Raw genomic sequence first — 22,140 nt, 5'->3', positions numbered from 1 at the left:
ACCACTCACCCGACCTGGCATCGGCCGGGCGGGCAGATCTCAGGAGTCAGGACATGCTGGCAGCGGATCGACGGACATTCCTCAAGGGACTCGGGCTGCTCGGCGCGGCCACCCTGGTACCCGGGTGCGCGACGTCGACGAAGAGTCCCGGCAGTGGCAGCGCCGCGACCGGTGAGGTTGCGCTGCAGTCGAACCTCTCCAGCGAGCAGGCCAAGGCCGCGATGGAGAAACTCGTTGCCGCGTACAACAAGACCGGCGGGTCGCAGGTCAAGCTGAACACCGTCGCCGCGGAGATCTTCCGGACCCAGCTGCCGACCTACCTGACCTCGTCGAACCCGCCGGACGTCTACACCTGGTACGCCGGGTCGGTCGCGGACTCGTACGCGAAGAAGGACCTGCTGCTCGACGTCTCGAGCGTGTGGGACTCGATGGGCAACTACTCGAAGGCGATGCAGACGCTGTCGACGAGCAGCGCCGGGCAGAAGATCTTCGTGCCGACCAGCTACTACTGGTGGGGCATGTTCTACCGCAAGTCGAACTTCGCCAAGTGGGGCGTGACGCCGCCGAAGACCTGGGACGAGTTCGTCGCGGTGTGCAAGACCATCCAGGGCAAGGGCGTGCCGCCGATCGGGATCGGGCTCGGCGACACCCCGTGGGTCGCGTCGGCGTGGTTCGACTACCTGAACATCCGGATCAACGGCGCGCCGTTCCACCGGCAACTGCTGGCCGGCGAGGGGAACTTCACCGACCCGAAGGTGAAGGCGGTCTTCACCAAGTGGCGCGAGGTGCTGCCGTACTTCGACCCGAAGGGCAAGTCGTTCCCGTTCCAGGAAGCGACCTCGGCGCTGCTCGCGGGGAAGACCGGGATGTTCCTGATCGGCACGTTCTTCGCCGACTCGGCGCCGAAGGACGCGCTCGACGACATCGACTTCTTCCAGTTCCCGATCATCGATCCCGCCGTGCCGGTGGCCGAGGAGGCGCCGACCGACGGGTACTTCGCCTCGAAGAAGGTGCAGGACCCGGACTCGGTGAAGAAGTTCATGACCTGGCTGGCGACCGCCGAGGCGCAGGAGATCTACGTGCAGAACTCGTCCGGCACGGTCATCCCCGCGAACCCGGACGGCAAGGCCGCCGACACCCCGCTGGTCACCAAGGGCAAGGCGATGATCGAGGGCGCCGCCGAGATCACCCAGTTCTTCAACCGCGACTCGAGCGACGCCCTGCAGCCGACCGCCGACGCCGCGCTCACCAAGTTCCTCGACAAGCCGGACCAGATCGACCAGATCCTCAAGGACTGGCAGGCGGCGGCCGAGAAGGTCTTCAAGGCGTGACGGCTACAGCTGTGGAGCCGCGGAGCCGGACCGGGAACGGTCCGGCTGCCGGGTCGCGTCGTACGAGACGCCCGGGCCCTCGCCGGGTGTCGCCGTTGATCCTCGCGTTCGTGCTGGTGCCGTTCGCCATCGAGGCCGTGTGGGTGTTCTGGCCCGCGTTGCAGGGGTTCTGGCTGGCGTTGACGAGTTGGGACGGGTTGTCCGCGCCGCGGTTCGTCGGGTTCGGGAACTTCTCCGACATGGTGGCGGACCCGATCTTCCGGACCGCGTTGAAGAACACCGCGATCTGGCTGGTGCTGTTCGGCGGGCTCAGTGTCGTCGGCGGGTTCGGGATGGCGTTGCTGCTGCAGCGCGAACGGCGTGGCGTCGGGATCTACCGGGCCGCGCTGTTCACGCCGGTGGTCTTCAGCCTGGTCGTGACCGCGCTGATCTGGCGGGTGTTCTACCAGCCGGACGGACTTGTCGACTCGGTGTTCCGGACGGTTGGCCTGGGCAACTTCATCCGCCCGTGGCTGGCCGACCCCGACACCGCGCTGTACGCCGTGATCGTGCCGGCCCTGTGGCGCCAGATCGGCTACGTGATGGTGCTGTACCTGGCCGGCCTGAAGGCGGTCGACCCGGCGCTGTACGAGGCCGCGAAGGTCGACGGCGCCTCCGCCTGGCAACGCACCCGGTACGTCACGATCCCGCAGCTCAAGGGCGTGAACTCGGTCGTGCTGTCGGTGATCGTGATCGACTCGCTGCGGTCGTTCGACATCGTCTGGTCGATGACGAAGGGGGGCCCGTACCACTCGTCCGAGCTGCTCAGCACGTACATGTACTCGACCGCGTTCCAGTCCACCCAGCTCGGCTACGCGTCCGCGCTCGCGGTCGTGATCTTCCTGCTCGCCCTGGCCGTCATCCTCGGCTACCTGATCCGCGCCTTCCGGGAGGAGACATGAATCGCCTCAAGACGTCCGGCTACCACCTGGCGATGGGGCTGGTCTCGTTCCTGTGGGTCGCGCCGATCCTGTGGGTGGTGGTGATCTCGTTCCGGAGCTTCGACGACGTCGCCGCGAACGGGCTCGGGTCGCTGCCGCACTCGTTCACGTTCTCGACGTACAAGTCGGCGTGGGAGGACGCGGACGAGTTCCGGGCGCTGATCAACAGCCTGCTGGTGACGATTCCGGCGGTGCTGCTGAGCCTCGGGCTGGCGTCGATCGCGGCGTACGGGCTGGCGCGGTACAGCATCCCGTTCCGGCGGACGATCCTGTTGCTGATGTTGATGGGCAACCTGCTGCCGCCGCAGATCCTGCTGATCCCGATCTCGCGCTTCGTCGAGCTGATCGGGTACTACGACACGCTGATCGCGCTGATCGCGGTGCATGTCGGCTTCGGGCTCGGGTTCTACACGTTCGTGCTGCACGGGTTCATGCGGGACCTGCCGCGGGAGATCCAGGAGGCGGCGACGATCGACGGGGCCGGGCCGGGGAAGATCTACTCGGCGGTGATCCTGCCGCTGACTCGGCCCGCGCTGGCTGCCCTGGGTGCGTTGTCGTTCACGTGGATCTTCAACGACCTGCTGTGGTCGATCACGGTGATCCGCTCCGGCGAGAAGATGCCGGTCACTCCGGCGCTGCTCGGTCTGCAGGGATTGTTCGTGTCGTCGTGGAACGTGATCGCGGCGGGCACGGTGATCGCCGCGGTGCCGACGGTCGCGGTGTTCCTCCGTTTCCAGAAGCACTTCGTGGGCGGGCTGGCGATCGGAGCGGTCAAGTGAGGACGTGGACGCTGCGCGGGACGACGACGTCGTACTTGGTCGGGGTACCGGACCACGGGCAGTGGGCCCAGTTCGTCGCCTGGGGGCCGCACGAGGATCTCGCGCCCGTCGAGGTTGTGGGGACGGAGCACTTCGTGCCGCGGGCCGATGTGGAGCCGGTGGAGTACGGCGTGCGTGGGGTCCGCTACACGTCGCCGGTCGAGCTGGTGGTGAGCGGACCGGACGGGTCCGACGAGTTCCGGCCCGTGTTCGTCGGGTCGTCGGAGGACGACCATCTTCAGCTCGAGTTCGCCGGCACGATCCGTGTCGTCCTGCACTACCGGATGGTCGGCGACGTGCTGGAGCGCTGGGTCTCAGTACTCAACGACGGCGCCGACGACCTCACGCTGCATCGCCACGACTCGGCCGGGTTCGTGGTGCCTGCCGGCAACACCGTCAAGTACCTGTGGGGCGAGTGGAACAGCGAGTTCCAGCAGGCGTCGGTGCCCCTGCCGCGCGGGCGGTTCACGATCGGCAGCGCTCAGGGGATCACAGGGCACTCGTACTCGCCGTTCCTCGCCACCGACGGGCCCGTCGCCTACGGCGTCCAGCTCGCGTGGTCCGGGTCGTGGGAGATGTCGGCGGACGTCGACACCACCGGGTTGCTCCGCATCCAGGCCGGCCGGACCTCCTCGAGCCTCGGGTTACGGCTGGCACCGGGACAGACGTGGGAATCGCCGAAGGCGGTCGGCGCCTGCAGCGCGGAGGGCGGCGACGGACTGGCGCGAGCCTTCCACGAGTACGAGCGCGCGACGTCGCGGAAGCGGACGCCGCACGTGCTGTACAACTCCTGGTTCGCGACCGAGTTCGACATCCGCGCCGAGCATCAGCTCGAGCTGGCGCGGCGGGCGGCGGGGATCGGCGTCGAGACCTTCGTGGTGGACGACGGGTGGTTCGTCGGGCGGTCGGACGACGCCGGCGGGCTGGGCGACTGGGAGGTCGATCCGGCCAAGTTCCCGGCCGGCCTGGACGCGTTCATCGGGCAGCTGAAGGACCTCGGGCTGGACTTCGGGTTGTGGGTCGAGCCGGAGTCGGTGAGCCCGTCGTCGCAGCTGGCCGCGGAGCATCCGGAGTGGATCCTGCGGACGGCGGGCCGCGAGCCGGTGCTGATCCGGAACCAGCTGCTGCTCGATCTGAGCCGGGACGACGTGGCGGAGTTCATCTGGAGCACGCTGGACCGACTGCTCACGTCGTACGACATCAAGTACCTGAAGTGGGACGCGAACCGGCCACGGCTGGACAGCGGTGACCAGCGGCGGGATCTGGACGGTCTCGTGGTGACGAATCTCTACGGGATCCTGGATCGGCTGCGGGACCGGCACCCCGAAGTGTTCGTCGAAGGGTGCGCCGGCGGCGGTGCGAGGGTCGACCTGGGGATGGCTGCCCGCGTCGACACGTTGTGGCCGTCGGACAACACCGCGCCGCTGGATCGGCTGCGGATCCAGGACGGGTTCCGGACCGGTTTCGCGCCGCATCTGATGAGCTCGTGGGTGACCGACGCCGCCGGGACGCACGACGGACGGGAGCGGTCTCTCGACTTCCGGTTCCACGTGGCGATGGCCGGTGTGCTCGGGATCGGCGCGGACCTGTCGCGCTGGACCGACGACCAGCTGAAGACGGCCGCGCGGCACATCGAGCAGTACAAGGGCTTCCGAGAACTGATTGCTGATAGCAAGGTCTACGGACTCGACGCCGGCGTGCAGTACGTCGATGCGCGGAAGTCCGTGGTGTTCCTGTGGGAGACCGGCGACGGCAACGTGCGCGGCACGCTGCCGACCAGGCCGCGGCGGGTGCCGTTGGCCGGGCTGGATCCGGCGAAGAACTACCGGGTGGGCAACGAGACCCGTCCGGGCAGCTACCTGCTGCAGGCCGGGGTCGTGTTCGACGACTCCGCCGACTCGCACTGCCTGGTCGTCGAAGCACTCGACTGACCGTCCGCTCATACGGCAGCAAGGGAAGGAAAGATGAAAACACGTTCTGGTGGGGTGTTCGCACGCCTCCTCGGTGGGGTGACCGCGGCGGCGTTGCTGGCCGGCGCGCTCGTGGCCACGACCGGAGCTGTGGCGGCTCAGGCCACAGCTCCGCTCCTCAGCCCGACGCCCTACATGGGCTGGAACACGTACTACGGTCTCGGTGGCGACTTCACCGAGGACACGATCAAGTCGGTCGCGGACTCGCTGGTGAGCCGCGGACTGGCGAAGGCCGGCTACGACATCGTCTGGCTGGACGGTGGCTGGCAGGCCGATCAGTCCCGTAGCGACGCCGGTGACCTGGTGCCGAACCCGGCCAAGTTCCCGAACGGACTGAAGCCGCTGGTCGACTACATCCACAGCAAGGGACTGAAGGCGGGCATCTACACCGACGCCGGCCCGTACATCCCCGGCAAGTGCGGTCTCGGCAGCGGCGGGTACTACCAGCGCGACGCGGACCAGTTCGCCGCCTGGGGTTTCGACGCGGTCAAGGTCGACTACCTGTGCGGGATCGCGGCGAACCTGGACCCGAAGACGGTCTACACCGAGTTCGCCCAGGCGCTGCGCAACAACGCCAGCCACCGGCCGATGATCTTCAACCTCTGCAACCCGGTGACGTCGCCGGACTGGGGCAACTACCCGGAGTCCCAGCAGTCGATCAACTCCTGGTCGTACGCGCCGGGGATCGCGCAGTCGTGGCGTACCTACACCGACGTCGGGTTCCAGGGCGACATCAAGTTCAAGGACGTCCTGCGCAACTACGATGCGAACGCCCGGCACCCGGAGGTCGTGAAGCCCGGCGCGTTCAGCGACCCGGACTACCTGGCGCCGGAGCTCGGGATGAGCGACGAGGAGTTCCGCACGCAGCTCACGCTGTGGGCGGTGGCGGCCGCGCCGCTGGTGGTCGGCAGCGACGTGCGCAAGCTCAGCGCGACCACGGTCGGGATGCTGACCGATCCGGATGTGATCGCGATCAACCAGGACAAGGCCGCCGTCCAGGCGGTACGCGCCGGCGCGGCCGGTACGACGGAGACCTGGGTGAAGCGGCTTGCCGACGGCAGCCGCGCCGTCGTCCTGCTGAACCGGGGCGACAGTGCGAAGACCATCACCACGACGGCGTCGGCGGTCGGTCTCAGCGGTGACCGCTTCACGCTGAAGAACGCCTGGACCGACAAGGTGACCGAGAGCGGCGGCGTGATCAGCGCGGCGGTTCCGGCGCACGGTACGGCGCTGTTCCGGGTCTCGGCGGCCCGTGGCATCCCCGGGGTCCCGCATGTGACGGCGGGGATCCCGCAGGTGACCAAGGTCGGCACGGACGCGCAGCCCGAGGGTGCCGCGCCGGTGGTCGCCGGCGGCGACGAACTCACCGTGCAGGTGGCAGTGCGCAACGACGGCCTGATGCCGGTGTTCACCCCGGCCGTGGCAGTTGCTGGTGGCAACGGATGGATGGTGAAGCCGTTGTCGAAGGCGCCTGCTCTGATCGAGGGCGGCCAGCAGGCGACGTTCGGGTTCACCGTGACGCTGCCGGCCGGGGCCGCGCCGGGCACCGCGAGCCTGACCGCGACCACGACGTACCAGGCGATCGGGTACGGCGTGCAGCAGCAGACGACCGTGCTGTCGCCGGTGGTCGTAGCGCCCGCCCCGCCGAGCGGGACGGTGCCGCTGTCGCATCATCAGTGGATCACCGCGACCAGCGGCTGGATGTCGCCGACGATCGACGAGAGCGTCGGCGGGGGCAACCCGATCAAGCTCACCGGTACGACGTACGCCACCGGCATCGGCGTCGCGTCGCCGTCGCTGATCCGGTACTACCTGGGCAAGTCGTGTGCGCGGCTGACCGGCACCGTCGGCATCGACGACGTGGTGAGCAACGTCGGCCCGGACGGCGGTACGTCGACGTTCCAGGTCGTCGGTGACGGCAAGGTCCTGTTCGACAGCGGTACCGTCGACCGCTTCACCCCGAAGCAGTTCGACGTCGACCTGACCGGCGTCCGCGTCCTGGACCTCCTCGTCGGCGACGCCGGCGACGGCGGCTACAACGACCGCGCCGACTGGGCCGCACCGACCGCGACCTGCTGACGCTGCAGCTACCGCCAGCTGACCTCGACCGATTGCAGCCAGGTCCACGTGCGGTTGCGCCATGCCGGGGACTGCTCGGCCAGGCGTGCCGCGTACTCGGGCCAGTCGGTCGCGGTCTGCTGGGACCACGCCTTCTCGGCGGCGCCGGGGAGGCGGGGGAGCAGCATCAGTTCGAGGTCGTCGGGGCCGGTGATGGTTTCGCACCAGATCGCGGCCTCGACGCCGGCCAGCTGATCGGTGGACGTCACGCCCGGCGTGTCCTCGACCGGATCCCAGGCGAGCCCGTCGCGAAGGGTGGCCGGGCCGTAGAACTCCAGCCCCAGCCGTTTGCGCGCCTCCTCCTGTGCGGGGTCGGCCGAGGCGTCGCCGTGCGGGCGGTCGAAGTACAGCCAGGTGGTCGGCGACGCGATCAGCCGCGCGCCGGCGGCGAGTGCCTTCGGGGCGTCGCCCTCGGCCTTCCGTAGGTGTTCGACGAGGATCGGCAGCAGGTCCTCCGGCGGCTTCGGCCCGTTCCCGGCGTCCGCGGCGTCGACGTCGATGCTGATCCAGTACTGCGCGACATCGTCCGGACCCAGCGTGGCCCGGGCGATCTCCTGCCAGCCGACGACGCGCTTGCCCCGTGCCCGCACCAGCGCGGCGGCCTGGTCGACGAACGCGGCGTGGTCCTCGTCCGCCATGCCCCACGCCTCGTCGCCGCCGATGTGCACGTACGCGCTCTGCGGGAACTGCGGGACGACCGCGTCCAGCACGTCCTCGACGAACGCCCAGGTTTCGGGGCGGCCGGGCTCGAGCGCGTTCAGCGGGATCGAGTTCCCGTTGCCGAGATCGATGGTGCGCAGCTCGGCCGGGGCCAGCTCCGGGTACGCCGCGAACACCGCCGACGTGTGCCCCGGCATGTCGATCTCGGGGACGACGGTCACGTACCGGTCGGCCGCGTACGCCACCAGGTCGGCCAGCTCCTCCTGGCTGTAGTACCCGCCCGGACGGTCACCGATCGCGCCGGCGGCGCCCACCTGCGTCAACGCGGGCCGCGACGGTACTTCGACCCGCCAGCCCTGGTCGTCGGTGAGATGGAGGTGCAGCACGTTGAGCTTGTACAGCGCGAGCATGTCGATGACGCGCTTCACCTCGGCCGGCGGATGGAACGTCCGGACCACGTCGAGCGACAGCCCACGCCACGCGAACCGCGGCCCGTCGACGATCCGCGCGGCCGGGAGAACCGCCGTACCGTCCTGCAGATGCGCGGAGATGAGCTGACGCAGTGACGTCAGTCCGCGGTGGACCGCTTCGGGCGTCGGGCCCCACACGCGGACGCCGTCGCTCGTGACCTCCAGACCGTAGCGCTCGTCCACAGCGTCGCCGTCGGCGCGGACCCCGGCTGCGGACGGCACACCGTCGAGGCCGTCGGCGCTGATCAGAACGGTGACCGCCGCCGCCCGGGTCTCGTCCGGCGGGACCGTGCCGTCCACCGTTCGATCGCGGATGACCGGCGGGTGGAGCGTGAGGCCGCTGTCGAGCCGGACCTCGCGGACGAACAGCGCGGCCGGACCGGCCAGCTCCGGCGACTGCACGACGACAGCGGAATCGCCGCTGAGGGTGCAGGTGTCGTCACTCGTGGTCGTCGTCGTGGGGGCAGGGATCACGGGAAGACTCATGCCACGATTCTGCGGCATCGCCGCCGCGCGGGCTGGGTACCGGACACCAATGGACACGCAACGGCTGCTGGACATGGCAGAACGGCTGTCGAAGGTGATCACGCCCGGTGACCTCGACCATACGCTCGAGCGCATCACGGCCGCCGCGGTCGAAGTGCTGGACGAGGTGGACTACGCCAGCATCACGATCCTGCACCTCGACGGCCGGCTGGAAACGGTCGCACCCACCGACGAGTTGCTGTGGGGGGTGGACGCGGCGCAGTACGAGCTGCGGGAAGGACCGTGCTACGACGCCGCCGCCGAGGACATCCATGTGGTCTCGCCGTACCTCGACGGTGATCCGCGCTTCCCGCGGTACGCCGCGACCGCTGTCGCCGCCGGGGTCCAGGCGCAGGCCGGCATCCGGCTCTTCGACGCCCCGAAGTCGCGCGGCGCGCTGAACCTGTACGCGCGCAAGGCCGGCGCCTTCGGCGATCTCGGCGCGCTCGGGCAGCTCTTCCAGCACCAGGCGGCGACGGCGATCGGGTACGCCCGGGAGATCCACAACCTGCAGGAAGCCGTGCGTACCCGGGGCCTGATCGGCAACGCGGTCGGGATCGTCATGGAGCGCTACCACCTGTCCGACGACCGTGCGTTCGCCTTCCTCACCAGGCTGTCCCAGGACGGCAACGTGAAACTGCGCGTGGTCGCCGAGCAGATCGTCGCCGGTACCGCCACCCACTGAACCGGGCCGCGGCGTTCGGACGGCTACTGCGGATAGGGCAGCGGGCCCGACGGTGGCGGACTGCGCCGGGCGACGGCGGTCGCGCTGCGGGCGGTGCCGGTCACCAGGGAGCCGATGGTGATGCCGATGGCCAGATTGATCAGCGCGGTGGCCACGCTCTCCCACGAGCGTTCGGCGGCGAAGGGCGCGAGTACGGCGGCCAGCGTGACCAGCGTCATGACCCACTTGAAGAACCGGAGCGGTCGCGGCGTGGACAGGATCAGCAGATGAACGAGTCCGGTCGCCAGGAGGGCCGCGCCGGCGGACACCCAGGCGTACGTCCACGTGTCGGCGTCGCCCCAGACTCCCTGCCCCTGGGGAGCGAGCACCTCGAGGTCGAAGACACCACGGGCGACCAGGATGCCGACGACCGCGACGAGGGCGGCAACGACGGCGGTGGCCGCTCCGCCCGCCCAGAGACGGCCGGCATTCACGCGCGGGGCCTGGTCGGCGGCGGGTGACGAAGGTGGCACGGTCATGCGTCGGACCCTCCTGTCAGGCGGCGTTCCCCAGACCTTGGCCAGCTGCGCGGCCGGGTCGCATCACTCGGAGCGGATGATTCGCCGATCCACCCCGGCGTCGTTCACCCAGTGGGGATGAGGCGGCGGCCGTGTCGTCGGCCGAGGCTGCAGTTGACGTACAGACCGACCCACAAGGGAGCGCACGATGGCGACACTGACGGTGTGGAAGTTCGACAGCCCGGCAGGGGCCGAAGAGGCGGTCGGAACGTTGGAGCACCTGGCCAAACAACAGCTCATCCAGCTGCACGACGCGGCGACGGTGACCTGGGAGCCGGGCAAGAAGAAGCCCAAGACGCGGCAGCTGCACAACCTCGCGGGCGCCGGGGCGCTGGGCGGCATGTTCTGGGGCATGCTCTTCGGGCTGATCTTCTTCGTTCCGCTGTTCGGCGCCGCCATCGGCGCCGCGACCGGCGCGCTGGCCGGATCGATGAGCGACGTCGGTATCGACGACGACTTCATCAAGACCGCCCGCGACAAGGTCACCCCCGGAACCTCGGCACTGTTCGTGATGTCGAGCGGCGCCGTGGGCGAGAAGGTGAAGGCAGCCTTCGACGAGCGCGGGCTGCGGCCCGAGCTCATCGAGTCGAACCTCTCGAGCGAGCAGGAGGCGGAGCTGCGCGAGCTGATCTCCCAGTAGCCGCGACAGACCGCGACGAACCGCGACCGGATCGGCGGATGGATGTCCGAGACGACAACGGCCACCGTCAGCCGATCCGAGCTCGCCGGACGCCTCGCCCATGGTGTGCGGCACCGGCGCTGGTACTCGTGGCTGGCGTCGGCGCTCGTGTGGGTGGTGGCGACGGCGCTGGCGGTGCTGGTGGCCGACGCGATCGTGCCCGGGTTCCACGCGGACGTCCCGCTCGGTCCGCTCGGTTTCGCCGTCGTCCTCGGGATCGCGGGCGTCGCGCTGCAACCGCTGCTCGTCGCCGGGGCGGTCCGGCTCGGCTGGGCAGGCGTCCTGGTGCTGGCCCTCGTCGGGCAGGCGACGATGGTCCTCGTCGCCGCATGGATCCTGCCGGGAGTGCACATCGACGACTTCTGGTCCGCGTTACTGGTCGCCTGGATCGTCGGTGTCGTCGGCACCGTGGTCGGCTGGCTCAGCACCGCCGGCACCGACGACGGCATGGTCGAGCGGCTCGTCGCCTCCGGCCGTCGCCGCCCGGCCGAGCTGGACGACGCCGCCGTGGACGGTGTGGTCTTCGTCCAGATGGACGGCGTACCGTTCCCCGTCCTGCAGATGGCGGTCACGGCCGGCGCGGTGCCGACACTGTCGCGCTGGCTGCGCTCGGGCAGTCACCGGCTGCACGAGTGGACGCCGAAGCTGCCGGCCACGACGCCCGCGAGCCAGATGGGCATCCTGCACGGTGTGATCGACGGGATCCCGGCCTTCCGCTGGTACGACCGCGAGGGCGACCGGATCCTGGTGGCGAACCGGCCCGCCGACGCCGCCGTGATCGAGGCCGCGCTGACCACCGGGCACGGGTTGCTCGTCGACGGCGGCGTCAGTATCGGCAACCTGTTCACCGGTGACGCGCCGCAGGCGGCGCTGACCATGAGCCGGCGGGCCGGCCGGGGCGAGATCACCCGGCGCGCGGTGGCCCAGTTCGTCGCGAGCCCGAGCGGGCTGACCCGGGGCCTGTCCCGGTCGGTCTCGGAGCTGCTGCGCGACCGGTTCCAGGCCCGCCGCGGCGTCCGGCGGGACGTCCAGCCGCGGTGTCACCGCTCGTGGTCGACGGCGGCTCTGCGGTCGGTCACCAACGGGGTGCTGCGCGACGTCAACACCGCACTCGTCGCCCAGCACATGCTGCGCGGCACGCGGTCGATCTACGTCGACTACGTGGACTACGACGAGGTCGCGCACCACGCGGGTGTCCTACGTCCGGAGAGCCTCGAGGCGCTGGAGTCGGTCGATCGCGTCCTGCACCAGCTCGAGCTGGTCGCGTCCGTGGCGCCGCGCCGGTACCGCTTCGTGATCCTGTCGGACCACGGCCAGGCGCAGGGCACCCCCTTCGCGGACCGGTACGGCGAGGAGCTCGCGGTCGTCGTGTCGCGCCTGGCAGCGGCCGATGTCGCGGTGTCGTCGGCACCGGTCGAGGGCTGGGGCCGGACCCGGATCCTGGTGGACGAACTGGCCACCGGCAAAGGCGTCGGCGGGCGGACCATGCGCAACGCCGCCGCAGCCATCGAGCGTCGCGGGCACGACGACGCCGACGCCGTCGAGGCCGGCGACCGCCGCCGGTCGGGCAAGGCCGAGGGCGACGAGGAGTTCCACGTGTTCGGGTCGGGCAACCTCGGACTCGTCTACGTCCGCGGCAGCCGGGAGCGACTGACCAGGGGCGAGCTCGACCGCCGGTATCCGGCACTGCTGGCGGGGCTGGCCGCGCATCCGGGCGTCGGCTTCGTGGTCGTCCTGGACGAGGTCGACGGGCCCATCGCGTTCGGCGCCGCGGGCAGCCACCGGCTCGACGACGGCCGGGTCGACGGCGTCGATCCGCTGGCCCCGTTCGGACCGGACGCGCCCGCCTTCGTCCGCCGGGCGGCGCTGCGCCCCGAGGCGCCCGACATCTACGTGAACAGCCTGGTCGATCCCGGCACCGAGGAGGTCGCCGCGTTCGAGGGCCTGGTCGGGTGCCACGGCGGGCTGGGCGGCTGGCAGGACCGCGGCCTCGTCGCCGTTCCCGTGGACGTGCCGTTCCCGGACGAGCGGGTGGTCGGCGCCGACGCCTTGCACGTCGCCCTGCTGGGCATCCTGAGGTACTGCGGCCATCGGACCGACGTCTCCCGCGACGTGCGGTCCACCGCGACGCCGGGCACCTGAGCGGGCCCGCGGGCCGCGGCTACAGGCCTGTCTCGGCCTCCAGCCGGCCGCTCTCGACCGCGTTCAGGAACACCTGGTAGTCGCGCTCGTTCTGGTCGGCGTACGCCTCGGCGTACTCGACCATCGCCTCGGGGAAGGCGTCGTCGCCGCCGAGGTACGTCGCCAACGCGATCCGGTCACCGGAGCGGGCGTGGGCCCGGGCCAGTGTCCAGCCGCACAACTGGCCGTACATCGTCATGCCGGCCGGATCCAGCTTGTGGACCACGGCGGCGCCCTTCGTGTCCCGCAACTGCCGGACGTAGAAGTCGCGCGCCTGCCCGTCGATCCCCTCGGTCCGCCGCCAGCCGAGGAGGATGTCGCCGGTCGCCTGCAGCAGGCGTTGCCCGACCACCACCCGTTCGCCGTCGTTGCGCGGTGCGGGCCGCTGCCTGAGCGCGGTCGGGACCTTCGCCTTGAGCACGGACGGCCCGGCCTCCTTGACCTGGAGGAGGAGCTGATCACCGTCGTCGCGGCCACGGAGCAGCACGATCCAGCAGCGCGTGCCGACGCTGCTCACGCCGATCACCTTGCGCGCGATGTCGACGACCTCGAACTGGTCCAGGAGCACCCGGCACTCGGCCGGCAGCGACCGGCGGTGCAGGTTCAGCAGGTCCTTGATCCCGGCCTCGAGCTCCTCCCGGCCGTCGTCGGGCAGGAGGTCGGCGATCGGCTCGAGCAACGGAGGATCGGCCTTGAACCGGATCCCGTCGTCGGTCATCTCGGTGAGCTTGGGGAAGGACTTGAGGCTCGCGCCGCCGCGGGCCTTCGGCACGGCCTGGCCGACGTTCTTGCGCCTGCTCGAGGTCATCTTGGCCCGCAGCATCGCGTAGACGTCGTCGACGTCCGTGCGGGCGTACCAGACGTCCAGAGCGTGCATGGTCCCGAACTCGGCGCCGGCGTCGCGATAGCGCTGGACCGTCTCCAGCACAGCCTTGCGGCGCTCCTTGCGCGTGAACCCGTTGCACCGGCCCGCGACCGCGATGCTCGTGGCCAGGCGTTTGACGTCCCACTCCCACGGACCGGCGATGGTCTCGTCGAAGTCGCTGACGTCGAACAGCAACCGGCGCTCGGGCGTTCCGAACACGCCGAAGTTCGCCAGGTGGGCGTCACCGCACAGTTGCACCCCGAGACCGGACACCGGCGCCACCGCGAGATCGGTCGCCATGCCGACGGCATTGCCGCAGAAGAAGGCGAACGGCGACACCGTCATCCGGCCGTGCCGGACCGGCACGAGGTCCGGAACGCGGGACCGGGCCTGCTCCTCGAGCAGGACGACCGGATCCCGGCGCAGCGCGGGGAGCACCAGCTGCCCCTGCTCGCGCGGCGGCAGCGCGGTCCGCGCGGCGAGTCCGAGGCGGGCGTGGTCGGACGGCGTCAGCCGCCGGACGGGCGCCGAGCGATCGACGGCAGGGACCGAACCGGGTGCGCGGACGACGGCCGGGGCCGGCACCAAAGGCATGGATGCGCTCATGTTCGGTTACCCCTCCGTCGTGCCCGGGCGCGTGATCCGGCGCTGATTCCCCGACGTCCACCGAACACCGCGGGCCCGCCGGACAGCATCACCCGTTCCGGATGAAACCATCCGCGCGGTCCTGATCGGTACAGCTAGGCCTTCGCGCCGGCGTCCCGGGCCGGCGGCGGACCCTGCACGCGGACCATCCGGAAGGAGTTCAGCAGCCCGGCGAGACCGGCCAGGATCGGGATGCCCAGCGCCACCTGCAGGGCGATCGGTCGCGCCGTGGTGTTGATGTCGAGGATCTCCGCGCTGACCTCGGGCGGCTGGGTGGCGAGCAACTCCTCGAGCTGGGTGTTGCTCATCACCTCCGCGTCCTCCTCGAGCGCGTCGGCGACCTGTTGCTGCTGCGCCGGCTGCAGCACCGTGCTGGATTCCGCGAGGTTCGTGAAGGTGAAGGCCAGCGTCGCGAGCATGATGGCCCCGGCGAACGCGAGCCCGAACGACAGGCCGAACGAGCCGGCCGCCGAGTTGACCCCGGCCGCCTCGCTGACCCGTTCCTGGGAGATCGGGGACAGCGTGTAGTTGTTGAGCTGGGACACCAGCAGGCCCAGACCGACCCCGACGACCACCAGCGGTGCGGCAAGCGCCCAGCCGGAGTCGGCCCGCGGCACGATCGGGAGCAGCACGACCAGGCCCGTGGTCAGGATGACGAATCCCCACCTGATGATGTGGCTCGGGCGCCGTCCGCCGGCCTTCTTCTCCGCGAGGATCGCCGTCCCGAACATGCTCAGCGAGAGCGGGGCCAGCGACAGGCCGGCTTCCATCGCGTTGTACTCCAGAACCATCTGCAGATAGATCGGCAGCACGATCATCGTGCCGCCCAGCGCGATCTGCTGGAGCATCTGCCCGGAGATTCCGAGCCGGAAAGCGTCCGACCCGAACAGGCCCGGGTCGATCAGCGTCGGCCGGTCCCGGCGCTTGCGGCGCACCAGCCAGTACCCGAACGACCCGAGCCCGACCGCGCCGACGGCAAAGATCAGGCCGACGTACTCGCCGCCTTCCTGCCAGACCAGGATGCTCGCGACGATGCCGCCCATCCCCACCACGGACAGGATCGCGCCGACGACGTCGACGTGCCGGGATCCGGTGAACGGCGCGTCATGGATCAGGCCGTGCCCGGACAGCACGATCGCGATCACCACGACCTCGAGCAGGAAGGCCACCCGCCAGGACAGGTACGTGGTGATGAACCCGCCGAGCAGCGGCCCGACCGCGGCGGCCAGCGCGGCCGCGGCGCCGACCAGGGCATACGTCTTGGTCTGCGCCTCGCCTTCGAAGTTGCCGTGGATCAGGGCCTGCATGGCGGGCAGCAGCAGCGACGCCCCGATACCGCCGACCAGGGCCCAGAAGACGATGATCGCCGTCAGGCTCTGCGCCAGCGTCATCGCCGAGGCGCCGATCGCGTACCCGCACAGGCCCAGCAGGTACGCGCGCTTGCGGCCGATCAGGTCGCCGACCTTGCTGCCGATCAGGATGAACGCCGCGGAGACCAGCGCCTCCAGGGCGATCGCCGACTGGACACCGCTCACCGTCGTGTCGAGGTCCCGGACCACCGAGGCGATCGAGACGTTCATCAGCGACGTGTCCACGACCAGCACGAACATCGCCATCGCGAGCAGGATGCTGAGCCGCGGGTTGGCCTTCGTGCCGGCCGGCACACCGCTCGGGTCGTCGGTCATGACTGCCGCTCCTATCGATCGGCCACCGACCAGGCCCGGGTCGGTCGCGGCCACGACGCCCCGTGCGGCGGCTGGTCAGCCGGCGAGGATCTTCGCCTTCTGCGCCTCGAACTCGGCCTCGGTCAGGACACCCGACTGCTTCAGTTCGCCCAGGCTCTTGAGCTGCTCCAGGCGGTCGGTGGTGCCCGGCTGTGCGGGCGCCTGTTGGGGTGGCGGCGGCGGTGGTGCCGTCTGCTCGGCGTACTCCTGATCGCGCGCGGCCGCCGTATCGGCGTCGCGCTGAGCGAACTTCGCGTCCTGACGGCGCTGCACCCGGCCGTGCACCGCGGTCGCGGTGCCCGCGACGGCAGCGGTCCTCACGATCCCTCGCAACAGTCCTGGCATGTCAGGCTCCTCAACTCGTCGTTTCCAGGGACTCCAGAGCTTCCAGCGCGTCCAGGACTTCCATCACGTCCTGGGCCGGGATGCGTCCGCCGGCGATCAACTGACCGCCCGACTCGAGCGCCGCCGCGACGAACGGGATCGCCCACGTGTTCTCGTACACGATCAGCGCGGCCAGGGTGCCCGGCTCCATCGCGGCCGCCGCCGCCGCCAGATCGTCGTCGGCCAGGATCCCGGTCCGGGCACCGCTGAGGTCCGCGAACCCGCCGGCCGGCCCCGTGGCCTCGGCCAGATCGACCAGATAGGGCGAACCGCCGGCGTCCTTGCCGACCAGCATCACGTCGTACACGTGGATGATGCCGCGATCGACCAGGCTCACCAGTTCCTCGGCCGCTCGTCCGGTCAGCTTGTTGCCGGTGAACTCGAGGAGTACGTAGTCGATGGGTCCGTGAACGTCTGCATCCGACATGGCTCTCCATCCCTCCCAAGGGGCGTGCGCCCCCGGCGTCCTGTGTGGCCCACCCTGCCGTGGGCCGGTGGTGGCGGCATCACCCTCGCGGGATGAACTCCGGCGGTGCGGGTGCGGGTGCGGGTACGGGCGCGGGGGCCGCGACCTCGGCCGGCGTCAGTTGCCGGATGCTCAGGATCGTCAGGCCCGCGACCTGCAGCCGCGCGACCAGGTCGTCGATGCCCTGGTCCTCGCGCAACCGCAGCCGGAACACACCGGCCGTCCGGTGATCGACCGACGGCCCGGCGCAGAACGCCAGCGTGGCCGGCCTGACGTCGCCCGCGAGCACCACCTGGTACGACGGGTGGCAGCGTTCATGTGGTGGTGTCATCGTCTCCGCTCCGTTGGTCGAAATCCGTCCACTCCGTCGACGGTGACGCCGGATCGAGCACACGCCGTACTTCGATGACCTCGATGCCCAGGGACCGGAGTCTCGCGAGCAGGCCGTAGAGCGCCGCCTGGCTCGGGATGCTGTAGACGACGGTGTTCACCTGGTCGACCGCGACCGTCACCGCGCGCATGTCTCGGAGATCCTTTTCGGGTACTGCGTCGGCCACGCGCACCTCGTACGTCGCATCGACCATCGAAACCACTCCGTTCGCCACCTGTGCGATCGACGCTCGCAAAGGTCCGATGCCGCGGCGTCACCCCTGCGGGGTGAACTGCCCGCCGACAGCTGCCGGACAGTGCCGAACGTCCGGCGATCGGACGCGAAACGCTGGTTTTATGGGCCTGTTGGTGGTTTCGTCATGAAGGTAAGTCCGCTCACGTACGCCCTCCCCAGCGTTTGGCGCGACCACACGTCCTCGGGGAGGGATCATGCCGAGCGAGCAGTTTGCGAGAACGGGCGGCAGCCGCCGTACGTCGCCCCACACGTCGTTCGAGGGCCGCCTCGGATCCGCGATCGGACCGCCGGCGGCAAGGGCCGGCACGGTGCCCAGGCAGCGACTCGTCGATCGCTTGGACCTCGGCGTCCAGCGACCCCTGACCCTGATCAGCGCGCCGGCCGGCTTCGGCAAGACCCTGCTGGTGGAAGCGTGGGCCGAGCTCTATCGCGGCCCCGCCGTGGTCCGGCGGGTCAACCTGGCGACCGGAGGTGAACCGGCGGACGTCCTGAAGTCGGTCCACCAGGTGTTGCGCCGCGAGGACCGCCAGGTGCTGGTGCTCGTCGTGGACAGCGGCGACCAGGTGATCACGCCGGAGTTCGGGAAGAGTCTCGACCACCTCGTCCGCGGCTACGCCGGACGTTTCCGGGTCGTCCTGCTGACGCGGTACGACCCGCCGCTCCCGTTGCACCAGTACCGGCTGGCCGATGCCATCGCCGAGATCCAGGCCGCCGACCTGGCGTTCACGACGGACGAGACGAGCGCGCTGATGCGCGAGTTCAGGCTGGACCTGACCGCGGCGCAGATCGCCGACCTGCACGTCAGGACCGACGGCTGGCCCGTCGGTCTGATGTTCGCGGCCATGAACCTGGCCGGGAAGTCCGACCCGGAGCGGGTGATCCGCGAGTTCCGCGGCGACACCGGCAACGTCGCGGCGTACCTGATGTCCGAGGTGCTCGACTCGCAGCCGGCCGAACTGCGGCAGTTCCTGCTCCGGACCAGCCTCGTGGACGTGATCAGACCGGGCTTGGCCGAGACGTTGACGGGGCGTCGGTGCGACCTTCGCTCACTGCAGTTCCTCGCCCGCGGCAACTCGTTCATCCAGCCCGTGCCGGGCACGGCGGACGGGTACGGCTACCAGGCGCTGTTCCGTGAGTTCCTGCGCGCCGAGATGCTGTACGAGCAGCCGGCCGCCGTTCCTGCGCTGCACCGCGCCGCGGCCGCCTGGTTCGCCCGGAACGGTCAGCCGCTGGAGGCGATCCACCATGCGGTCACGGCCGGCGACTGGTCCCGCGCGGCCGGCTACCTGGCGGCGGATCTCGACTCGGCCGCGCTCCTGATCGGACGCCGCAGGCGGCAGGTGACCGCGTTGCTCGCGGGCTTCCCCGATGACCTGGAGGGCCCCGAGGCGGCGGTCGTCAGGGCGACCCTCGCCCTGGCCGGGTTCGATGTCGGCGGCTGTATCTCGGAGCTCGACCGGGCGCAGGCCTGGCTGGACGACGAAGCATCCGTCCGCAGCCAGGCGGTCGACCTGGTCATCAGCATGCTGCGGGCGGTCTGTGCCAGCCTGGGGGCCGCGACCGATGCCGACCTGGGTGTCGTCCTGGCCGCCGAGGCCAGGCTTCAGGCGGCATCGCCGCGATCGGCGGTCTTCCATCCGGAGGCGAGGCTGCTGATCCTCGCCTGCAAGGGCCGGATCCTGCTCCAGCGCGGGGACTTCCCGGCGGCCGTCGCGGCCTTCGACGACGGCATCGCGCTCGCGGAGGAAGCCGGCGCGGTGGAGGCCTTGACCGAGTTTCTGGGGATGGCCGCACTGGCCGAGGCGATCCGTGGACGGCTGCGGCGGACCGGTGAGATCGTCGCGCAGGCGGCCGCGCTCGCGGAATCGGGGGCAGCGCCCGATCTGGCGCAGGCCACGCTGGTGGCGGAGGCCTGGCTGCACACCGACCAGGGAGATCTGGCCGAGGCCGGCGGGCTGGTGCGGCGCGCCGAGGAGGCCGTCGATCCCACCCACGACGCCCGGGTCGTCACCGCGGCGTGCGCGCTGGTGCGGGCCAGGCTGCTGCGAGCCGGCGGCGACCTCGAGCAGGCCACCGCGGAACTGCGGGCTGCCAGCGACGACTTCGGCGCGTACGGCGGCTGGCTCGACCAGGCCCTGATCATCGACGCGGCCAAACTCCTCGTGACGCAACACCAACTGCAGGAGGCCGTCGGAATGATCGAGCGGTCGCCAGGTCGTGAGCAGGCCGGGTCGCTCCTGGTCCTGCAGTGCGCGGCGGTCGACGCAGGCGAGCGCGTACCCGCTCAGCCGCCGGTGGCCGTCGATCGTGCCGCGCCCCTGCAGACCCAGGTGGACGGCTGGCTGGTCCAGGCCGCGGAGTCGATCCGGGCCGGGAACACCGCACGCGGTGGGCTCTGTCTGGAACGAGCCCTCCGGCTGGCGGCTCCGGAGCACCTGCGCCGGCCCTTCGTGGAGGCACCGCCGGTCCTGCGGAAGCTGCTGCAGCCGACCGGTGACGCGATCCGGCATCACCCCTGGCTGCGGACGCCGTCCCATCGACGGCCGGACCGGGCCGCCGATCGGTGGGGGACGTCCCGGAACGAACTCGTCATCACCACGGCACTCACGGGCAAGGAACAGGAGGTGCTCGAGCACCTCGCCGAGCTGCTGACCACGGAGGAGATCGCCGACACCATGTTCGTGTCGGTGAACACGGTCCGGAGCCACGTCCGGAGCATCCTTCGCAAACTCGGCGCGTCGCGCCGCAACGAGGCTGTCCGCCGGGCCTGGGAGATGGGACTGCTGCCCACGCACCCGGAAGCTTGATCACGCAGAACACGAAGCCCGGTCAGAACTCCGCCGACCCTCGTAGCCGGCGGGGGCGGCCGTCCGGGTCGTAGACCAGGCGGTAGAGCGGCTCGGCCCAGAGCGCCTGGAAACGGCTGAGCGGCTCGGTCCGGTGCGCGCGGATCTGTCCGGGAGGCCGCGCGCCCTGGCAGCCCCCGGCGTACCAGGCGTCCAGCTTCGCGGCGGTTCGCGTCCAGAGATCCAGGCCGTCCGCGGGGTCGAGAGCAGCGAGACGTTCGCGCGTCTGGCCGAGGTGCTCCGACCACACCTCCAGCCGCAGGTCACGAGCCAGCCGCCGCGCGCCGTCCGTGCCGGTCGTCCGGCTCTCGACGGTCGTGTCGACAACGGCGCAGGTGAGCTCGCTGTCGCTGGTCCAGGAGCGGCGGTTGAAGTTGTCCGAACCGCACGTGAACCACGTGTCGTCGACGACACAGATCTTCGCGTGCACGTAGATCGGCGTGCCCTCGTCGTTCTCCAGGTCGAAGATCCCGACCCGCTCGGGCGCCGTCTGCCGCAGCAGGCGCACGGCGCGCAACTGACCGAAGCGGGACGGCGGTCCGCTCAGGGCGCCGTCGGCGTCGGGGTATCGCGGGACGACGATGATCACGCGGAGCCCTGGAGACCGCGCCAGGGCGTCGTGGATCCCCTGGGCGACCAGCTCGGACCACAGGTACTGGTCCTCCACGTAGATCAGGTGCCGGGCGTTGGCGAACGCCTTCTCGTACGCCCGGGCGACGCTGCGCTCACCCTCGGGCGCGAACGGATAGCCGGGACGCTTGTGACCGTACGTCCGCAGCACCTGGACGGTGTGCGGACCGGCCGGCGGCGGATCCGGGAACGACTCGGGCAGCGGCCGCGGATGCCGCGGCATCCGGGCGAGCCGCTGCACGACCATCCGGTACGGCGTCCACCGGTCGAGCGAATGGCGGTCGTCCCAGCGCTCGCAGAACGTGCGGAGCAGGTCGCCGACGACCGGACCGCGGATCTCCAGCGCCGCGTCGTGCCAGGGCGTGCGGTCGCCGTACCTGCGGTCCATCGGCGCCCGCTGCGGATCTCCCAGGTGGTCGCGATCGTCGCGGCGCTGGTGGCACAGGTCGATGCCGCCGACGAACGCGAGGTCCCGTTCCGGCCGTCCGGCGTGCCGGATGACGAACAGCTTCTGGTGGTGCGACCCCAGCCGCCGGACCCGCTGGTCGAGAAGAACCTCGGCGCCGACCCGGTTGAGCCTGGTCCCCAGCCGCCGGTTCTCCCGGGCGCTGAACCGCAGGTGATCCGAGTGCGACCGCCACAGCAGCCCTCTGACCTCGACACCCGAGCGGACCAGGTCGGTCAGCACAGCGCCGATGGTCGGGCCGTCCGGCAGCAGCTTCTCGTCCGCGTCGCCGCGCCAGTCGGTGAAGTACACGCGGTCGCCGGGGCGCAGTGCGCACAACTCCTCGTACAGCCGGCGGAAGTAGGTCGCGCCGTGGATCAGCGGGCGGACCAGGTTGCCCTCGACCCAGGACCCGTCCACGTCGCCCATCCGGTCGATGTCCGTGCCGGGGTTGCCGCGCTCGTCGGTGCGGAGGAACCACTTCCCGGCGATCTGGTCGGTCATCGTTCACCTCCGTCCGCCGGGTATCGCCGAGG

Annotated in this window: 18 protein-coding genes; 9 read left to right on the top strand and 9 right to left on the bottom strand. The window is 70.5% G+C overall.

The genetic code is table 11. The features are described 5' to 3' along the window. Positions 1-53 precede the first annotated feature (53 nt). The 5 genes from ABZW60_RS13210 to ABZW60_RS13190 all read left to right on the top strand — a co-directional run bounded on the left by ABZW60_RS13210 (position 54) and on the right by ABZW60_RS13190 (position 7,178). Complete coding sequence (locus tag ABZW60_RS13210) at positions 54-1,331, top strand: substrate-binding domain-containing protein (protein WP_355476380.1); 1,278 nt, start codon at positions 54-56, stop codon at positions 1,329-1,331. An 86-nt stretch (positions 1,332-1,417) separates the two neighbouring features. Further along, complete coding sequence (locus tag ABZW60_RS13205; protein ID WP_355476379.1) at positions 1,418-2,272, top strand: sugar ABC transporter permease; 855 nt, start codon at positions 1,418-1,420, stop codon at positions 2,270-2,272. Continuing rightward, complete coding sequence (locus ABZW60_RS13200; protein ID WP_355476377.1) at positions 2,269-3,090, top strand: carbohydrate ABC transporter permease; 822 nt, start codon at positions 2,269-2,271, stop codon at positions 3,088-3,090. Before ABZW60_RS13205 ends, ABZW60_RS13200 begins: the two co-directional genes overlap by 4 nt. Beyond that, positions 3,087-5,060, top strand: a complete 1,974-nt coding sequence (locus ABZW60_RS13195; protein WP_355476376.1) for an alpha-galactosidase — start codon at positions 3,087-3,089, stop codon at positions 5,058-5,060. Before ABZW60_RS13200 ends, ABZW60_RS13195 begins: the two co-directional genes overlap by 4 nt. Before the next feature lie 33 nt (positions 5,061-5,093). Then, positions 5,094-7,178, top strand: a complete 2,085-nt coding sequence (locus ABZW60_RS13190; protein WP_355476374.1) for an NPCBM/NEW2 domain-containing protein — start codon at positions 5,094-5,096, stop codon at positions 7,176-7,178. Between the two features lie 8 nt (positions 7,179-7,186). Here ABZW60_RS13190 and ABZW60_RS13185 read toward each other — a convergent pair whose 3' ends face one another. Further along, the gene (locus ABZW60_RS13185; protein WP_355476372.1) at positions 7,187-8,833 is read right to left on the bottom strand and encodes a family 20 glycosylhydrolase; all 1,647 of its coding nucleotides are present in this window, start codon (positions 8,831-8,833) and stop codon (positions 7,187-7,189) included. 49 nt (positions 8,834-8,882) lie between these two features. Between ABZW60_RS13185 and ABZW60_RS13180 the strand changes: the two genes are divergently transcribed. Further along, positions 8,883-9,557, top strand: a complete 675-nt coding sequence (locus ABZW60_RS13180) for a GAF and ANTAR domain-containing protein (RefSeq protein WP_355476371.1) — start codon at positions 8,883-8,885, stop codon at positions 9,555-9,557. A gap of 23 nt (positions 9,558-9,580) precedes the next feature. On the opposite strand, the gene ABZW60_RS13175 is transcribed toward ABZW60_RS13180, so the two are convergent. Further along, positions 9,581-10,075, bottom strand: a complete 495-nt coding sequence (locus tag ABZW60_RS13175; protein ID WP_355476369.1) for a DUF6069 family protein — start codon at positions 10,073-10,075, stop codon at positions 9,581-9,583. Positions 10,076-10,262: 187 nt separating this feature from the next. Here ABZW60_RS13175 and ABZW60_RS13170 point away from each other — a divergent pair, with 187 nt between their 5' ends. Together ABZW60_RS13170 and ABZW60_RS13165 are read left to right on the top strand one after the other, a co-directional pair. After that, the gene (locus ABZW60_RS13170; protein WP_355476367.1) at positions 10,263-10,754 is read left to right on the top strand and encodes a DUF1269 domain-containing protein; all 492 of its coding nucleotides are present in this window, start codon (positions 10,263-10,265) and stop codon (positions 10,752-10,754) included. A gap of 42 nt (positions 10,755-10,796) precedes the next feature. Next, positions 10,797-12,935: a phage holin family protein gene (locus tag ABZW60_RS13165; protein ID WP_355476366.1), complete on the top strand. Its 2,139-nt coding sequence runs from the start codon at positions 10,797-10,799 to the stop codon at positions 12,933-12,935. 19 nt (positions 12,936-12,954) lie between these two features. On the opposite strand, the gene ABZW60_RS13160 is transcribed toward ABZW60_RS13165, so the two are convergent. The 6 genes from ABZW60_RS13160 to ABZW60_RS13135 form a co-directional block, all read right to left on the bottom strand. Continuing rightward, positions 12,955-14,433 (bottom strand): DUF2252 domain-containing protein, encoded by a 1,479-nt coding sequence (locus ABZW60_RS13160; RefSeq protein WP_355476364.1) that lies wholly within the window; start codon positions 14,431-14,433, stop codon positions 12,955-12,957. 146 nt (positions 14,434-14,579) lie between these two features. Beyond that, on the bottom strand, positions 14,580-16,169 hold the full coding sequence (locus ABZW60_RS13155) for an MFS transporter (protein ID WP_355476362.1): 1,590 nt from the start codon (positions 16,167-16,169) through the stop codon (positions 14,580-14,582). Between the two features lie 75 nt (positions 16,170-16,244). Continuing rightward, the gene (locus tag ABZW60_RS13150; RefSeq protein WP_355476361.1) at positions 16,245-16,553 is read right to left on the bottom strand and encodes an SHOCT domain-containing protein; all 309 of its coding nucleotides are present in this window, start codon (positions 16,551-16,553) and stop codon (positions 16,245-16,247) included. Between the two features lie 10 nt (positions 16,554-16,563). Beyond that, positions 16,564-17,019 (bottom strand): DUF6325 family protein, encoded by a 456-nt coding sequence (locus ABZW60_RS13145; protein ID WP_355476359.1) that lies wholly within the window; start codon positions 17,017-17,019, stop codon positions 16,564-16,566. A gap of 79 nt (positions 17,020-17,098) precedes the next feature. After that, entirely contained in the window at positions 17,099-17,389 is a 291-nt protein-coding gene (locus tag ABZW60_RS13140) for a hypothetical protein (protein WP_355476357.1), read from the bottom strand. Continuing rightward, complete coding sequence (locus ABZW60_RS13135; protein ID WP_355476355.1) at positions 17,373-17,579, bottom strand: hypothetical protein; 207 nt, start codon at positions 17,577-17,579, stop codon at positions 17,373-17,375. The genes ABZW60_RS13140 and ABZW60_RS13135 overlap by 17 nt, the downstream gene beginning before the upstream one ends. Before the next feature lie 298 nt (positions 17,580-17,877). On the opposite strand from ABZW60_RS13135, the gene ABZW60_RS13130 reads away from it, so the two are divergent. After that, positions 17,878-20,490, top strand: a complete 2,613-nt coding sequence (locus ABZW60_RS13130) for a LuxR C-terminal-related transcriptional regulator (RefSeq protein WP_355476353.1) — start codon at positions 17,878-17,880, stop codon at positions 20,488-20,490. Positions 20,491-20,512: 22 nt separating this feature from the next. On the opposite strand, the gene ABZW60_RS13125 is transcribed toward ABZW60_RS13130, so the two are convergent. Continuing rightward, positions 20,513-22,108, bottom strand: a complete 1,596-nt coding sequence (locus ABZW60_RS13125; RefSeq protein ID WP_355476351.1) for a phospholipase D-like domain-containing protein — start codon at positions 22,106-22,108, stop codon at positions 20,513-20,515. Positions 22,109-22,140 lie beyond the last annotated feature (32 nt).

The organism is Kribbella sp. NPDC003557 (genome assembly GCF_040610805.1).
Taxonomy (GTDB): Bacteria; Actinomycetota; Actinomycetes; order Propionibacteriales; family Kribbellaceae; genus Kribbella.
The sequence above is the reverse complement of the archived record's forward strand: the minus strand, read 5'-3'. Positions and strand labels throughout refer to the sequence as shown.

Excerpts from the sequence above, each read along its gene's own strand:
- ABZW60_RS13155 (WP_355476362.1), bottom strand. The coding sequence starts at position 16,169 with ATGACCGACGACCCGAGCGGTGTGCCGGCCGGCACGAAGGCCAACCCG.
- ABZW60_RS13150 (WP_355476361.1), bottom strand. The coding sequence starts at position 16,553 with ATGCCAGGACTGTTGCGAGGGATCGTGAGGACCGCTGCCGTCGCGGGC.
- ABZW60_RS13165 (WP_355476366.1), top strand. The coding sequence starts at position 10,797 with ATGTCCGAGACGACAACGGCCACCGTCAGCCGATCCGAGCTCGCCGGA.
- ABZW60_RS13160 (WP_355476364.1), bottom strand. The coding sequence starts at position 14,433 with ATGCCTTTGGTGCCGGCCCCGGCCGTCGTCCGCGCACCCGGTTCGGTC.
- ABZW60_RS13130 (WP_355476353.1), top strand. The coding sequence starts at position 17,878 with ATGCCGAGCGAGCAGTTTGCGAGAACGGGCGGCAGCCGCCGTACGTCG.
- ABZW60_RS13145 (WP_355476359.1), bottom strand. The coding sequence starts at position 17,019 with ATGTCGGATGCAGACGTTCACGGACCCATCGACTACGTACTCCTCGAG.
- ABZW60_RS13185 (WP_355476372.1), bottom strand. The coding sequence starts at position 8,833 with ATGAGTCTTCCCGTGATCCCTGCCCCCACGACGACGACCACGAGTGAC.
- ABZW60_RS13180 (WP_355476371.1), top strand. The coding sequence starts at position 8,883 with ATGGACACGCAACGGCTGCTGGACATGGCAGAACGGCTGTCGAAGGTG.
- ABZW60_RS13210 (WP_355476380.1), top strand. The coding sequence starts at position 54 with ATGCTGGCAGCGGATCGACGGACATTCCTCAAGGGACTCGGGCTGCTC.
- ABZW60_RS13200 (WP_355476377.1), top strand. The coding sequence starts at position 2,269 with ATGAATCGCCTCAAGACGTCCGGCTACCACCTGGCGATGGGGCTGGTC.
- ABZW60_RS13190 (WP_355476374.1), top strand. The coding sequence starts at position 5,094 with ATGAAAACACGTTCTGGTGGGGTGTTCGCACGCCTCCTCGGTGGGGTG.
- ABZW60_RS13140 (WP_355476357.1), bottom strand. The coding sequence starts at position 17,389 with ATGACACCACCACATGAACGCTGCCACCCGTCGTACCAGGTGGTGCTC.
- ABZW60_RS13135 (WP_355476355.1), bottom strand. The coding sequence starts at position 17,579 with ATGCGCGCGGTGACGGTCGCGGTCGACCAGGTGAACACCGTCGTCTAC.
- ABZW60_RS13175 (WP_355476369.1), bottom strand. The coding sequence starts at position 10,075 with ATGACCGTGCCACCTTCGTCACCCGCCGCCGACCAGGCCCCGCGCGTG.
- ABZW60_RS13170 (WP_355476367.1), top strand. The coding sequence starts at position 10,263 with ATGGCGACACTGACGGTGTGGAAGTTCGACAGCCCGGCAGGGGCCGAA.
- ABZW60_RS13125 (WP_355476351.1), bottom strand. The coding sequence starts at position 22,108 with ATGACCGACCAGATCGCCGGGAAGTGGTTCCTCCGCACCGACGAGCGC.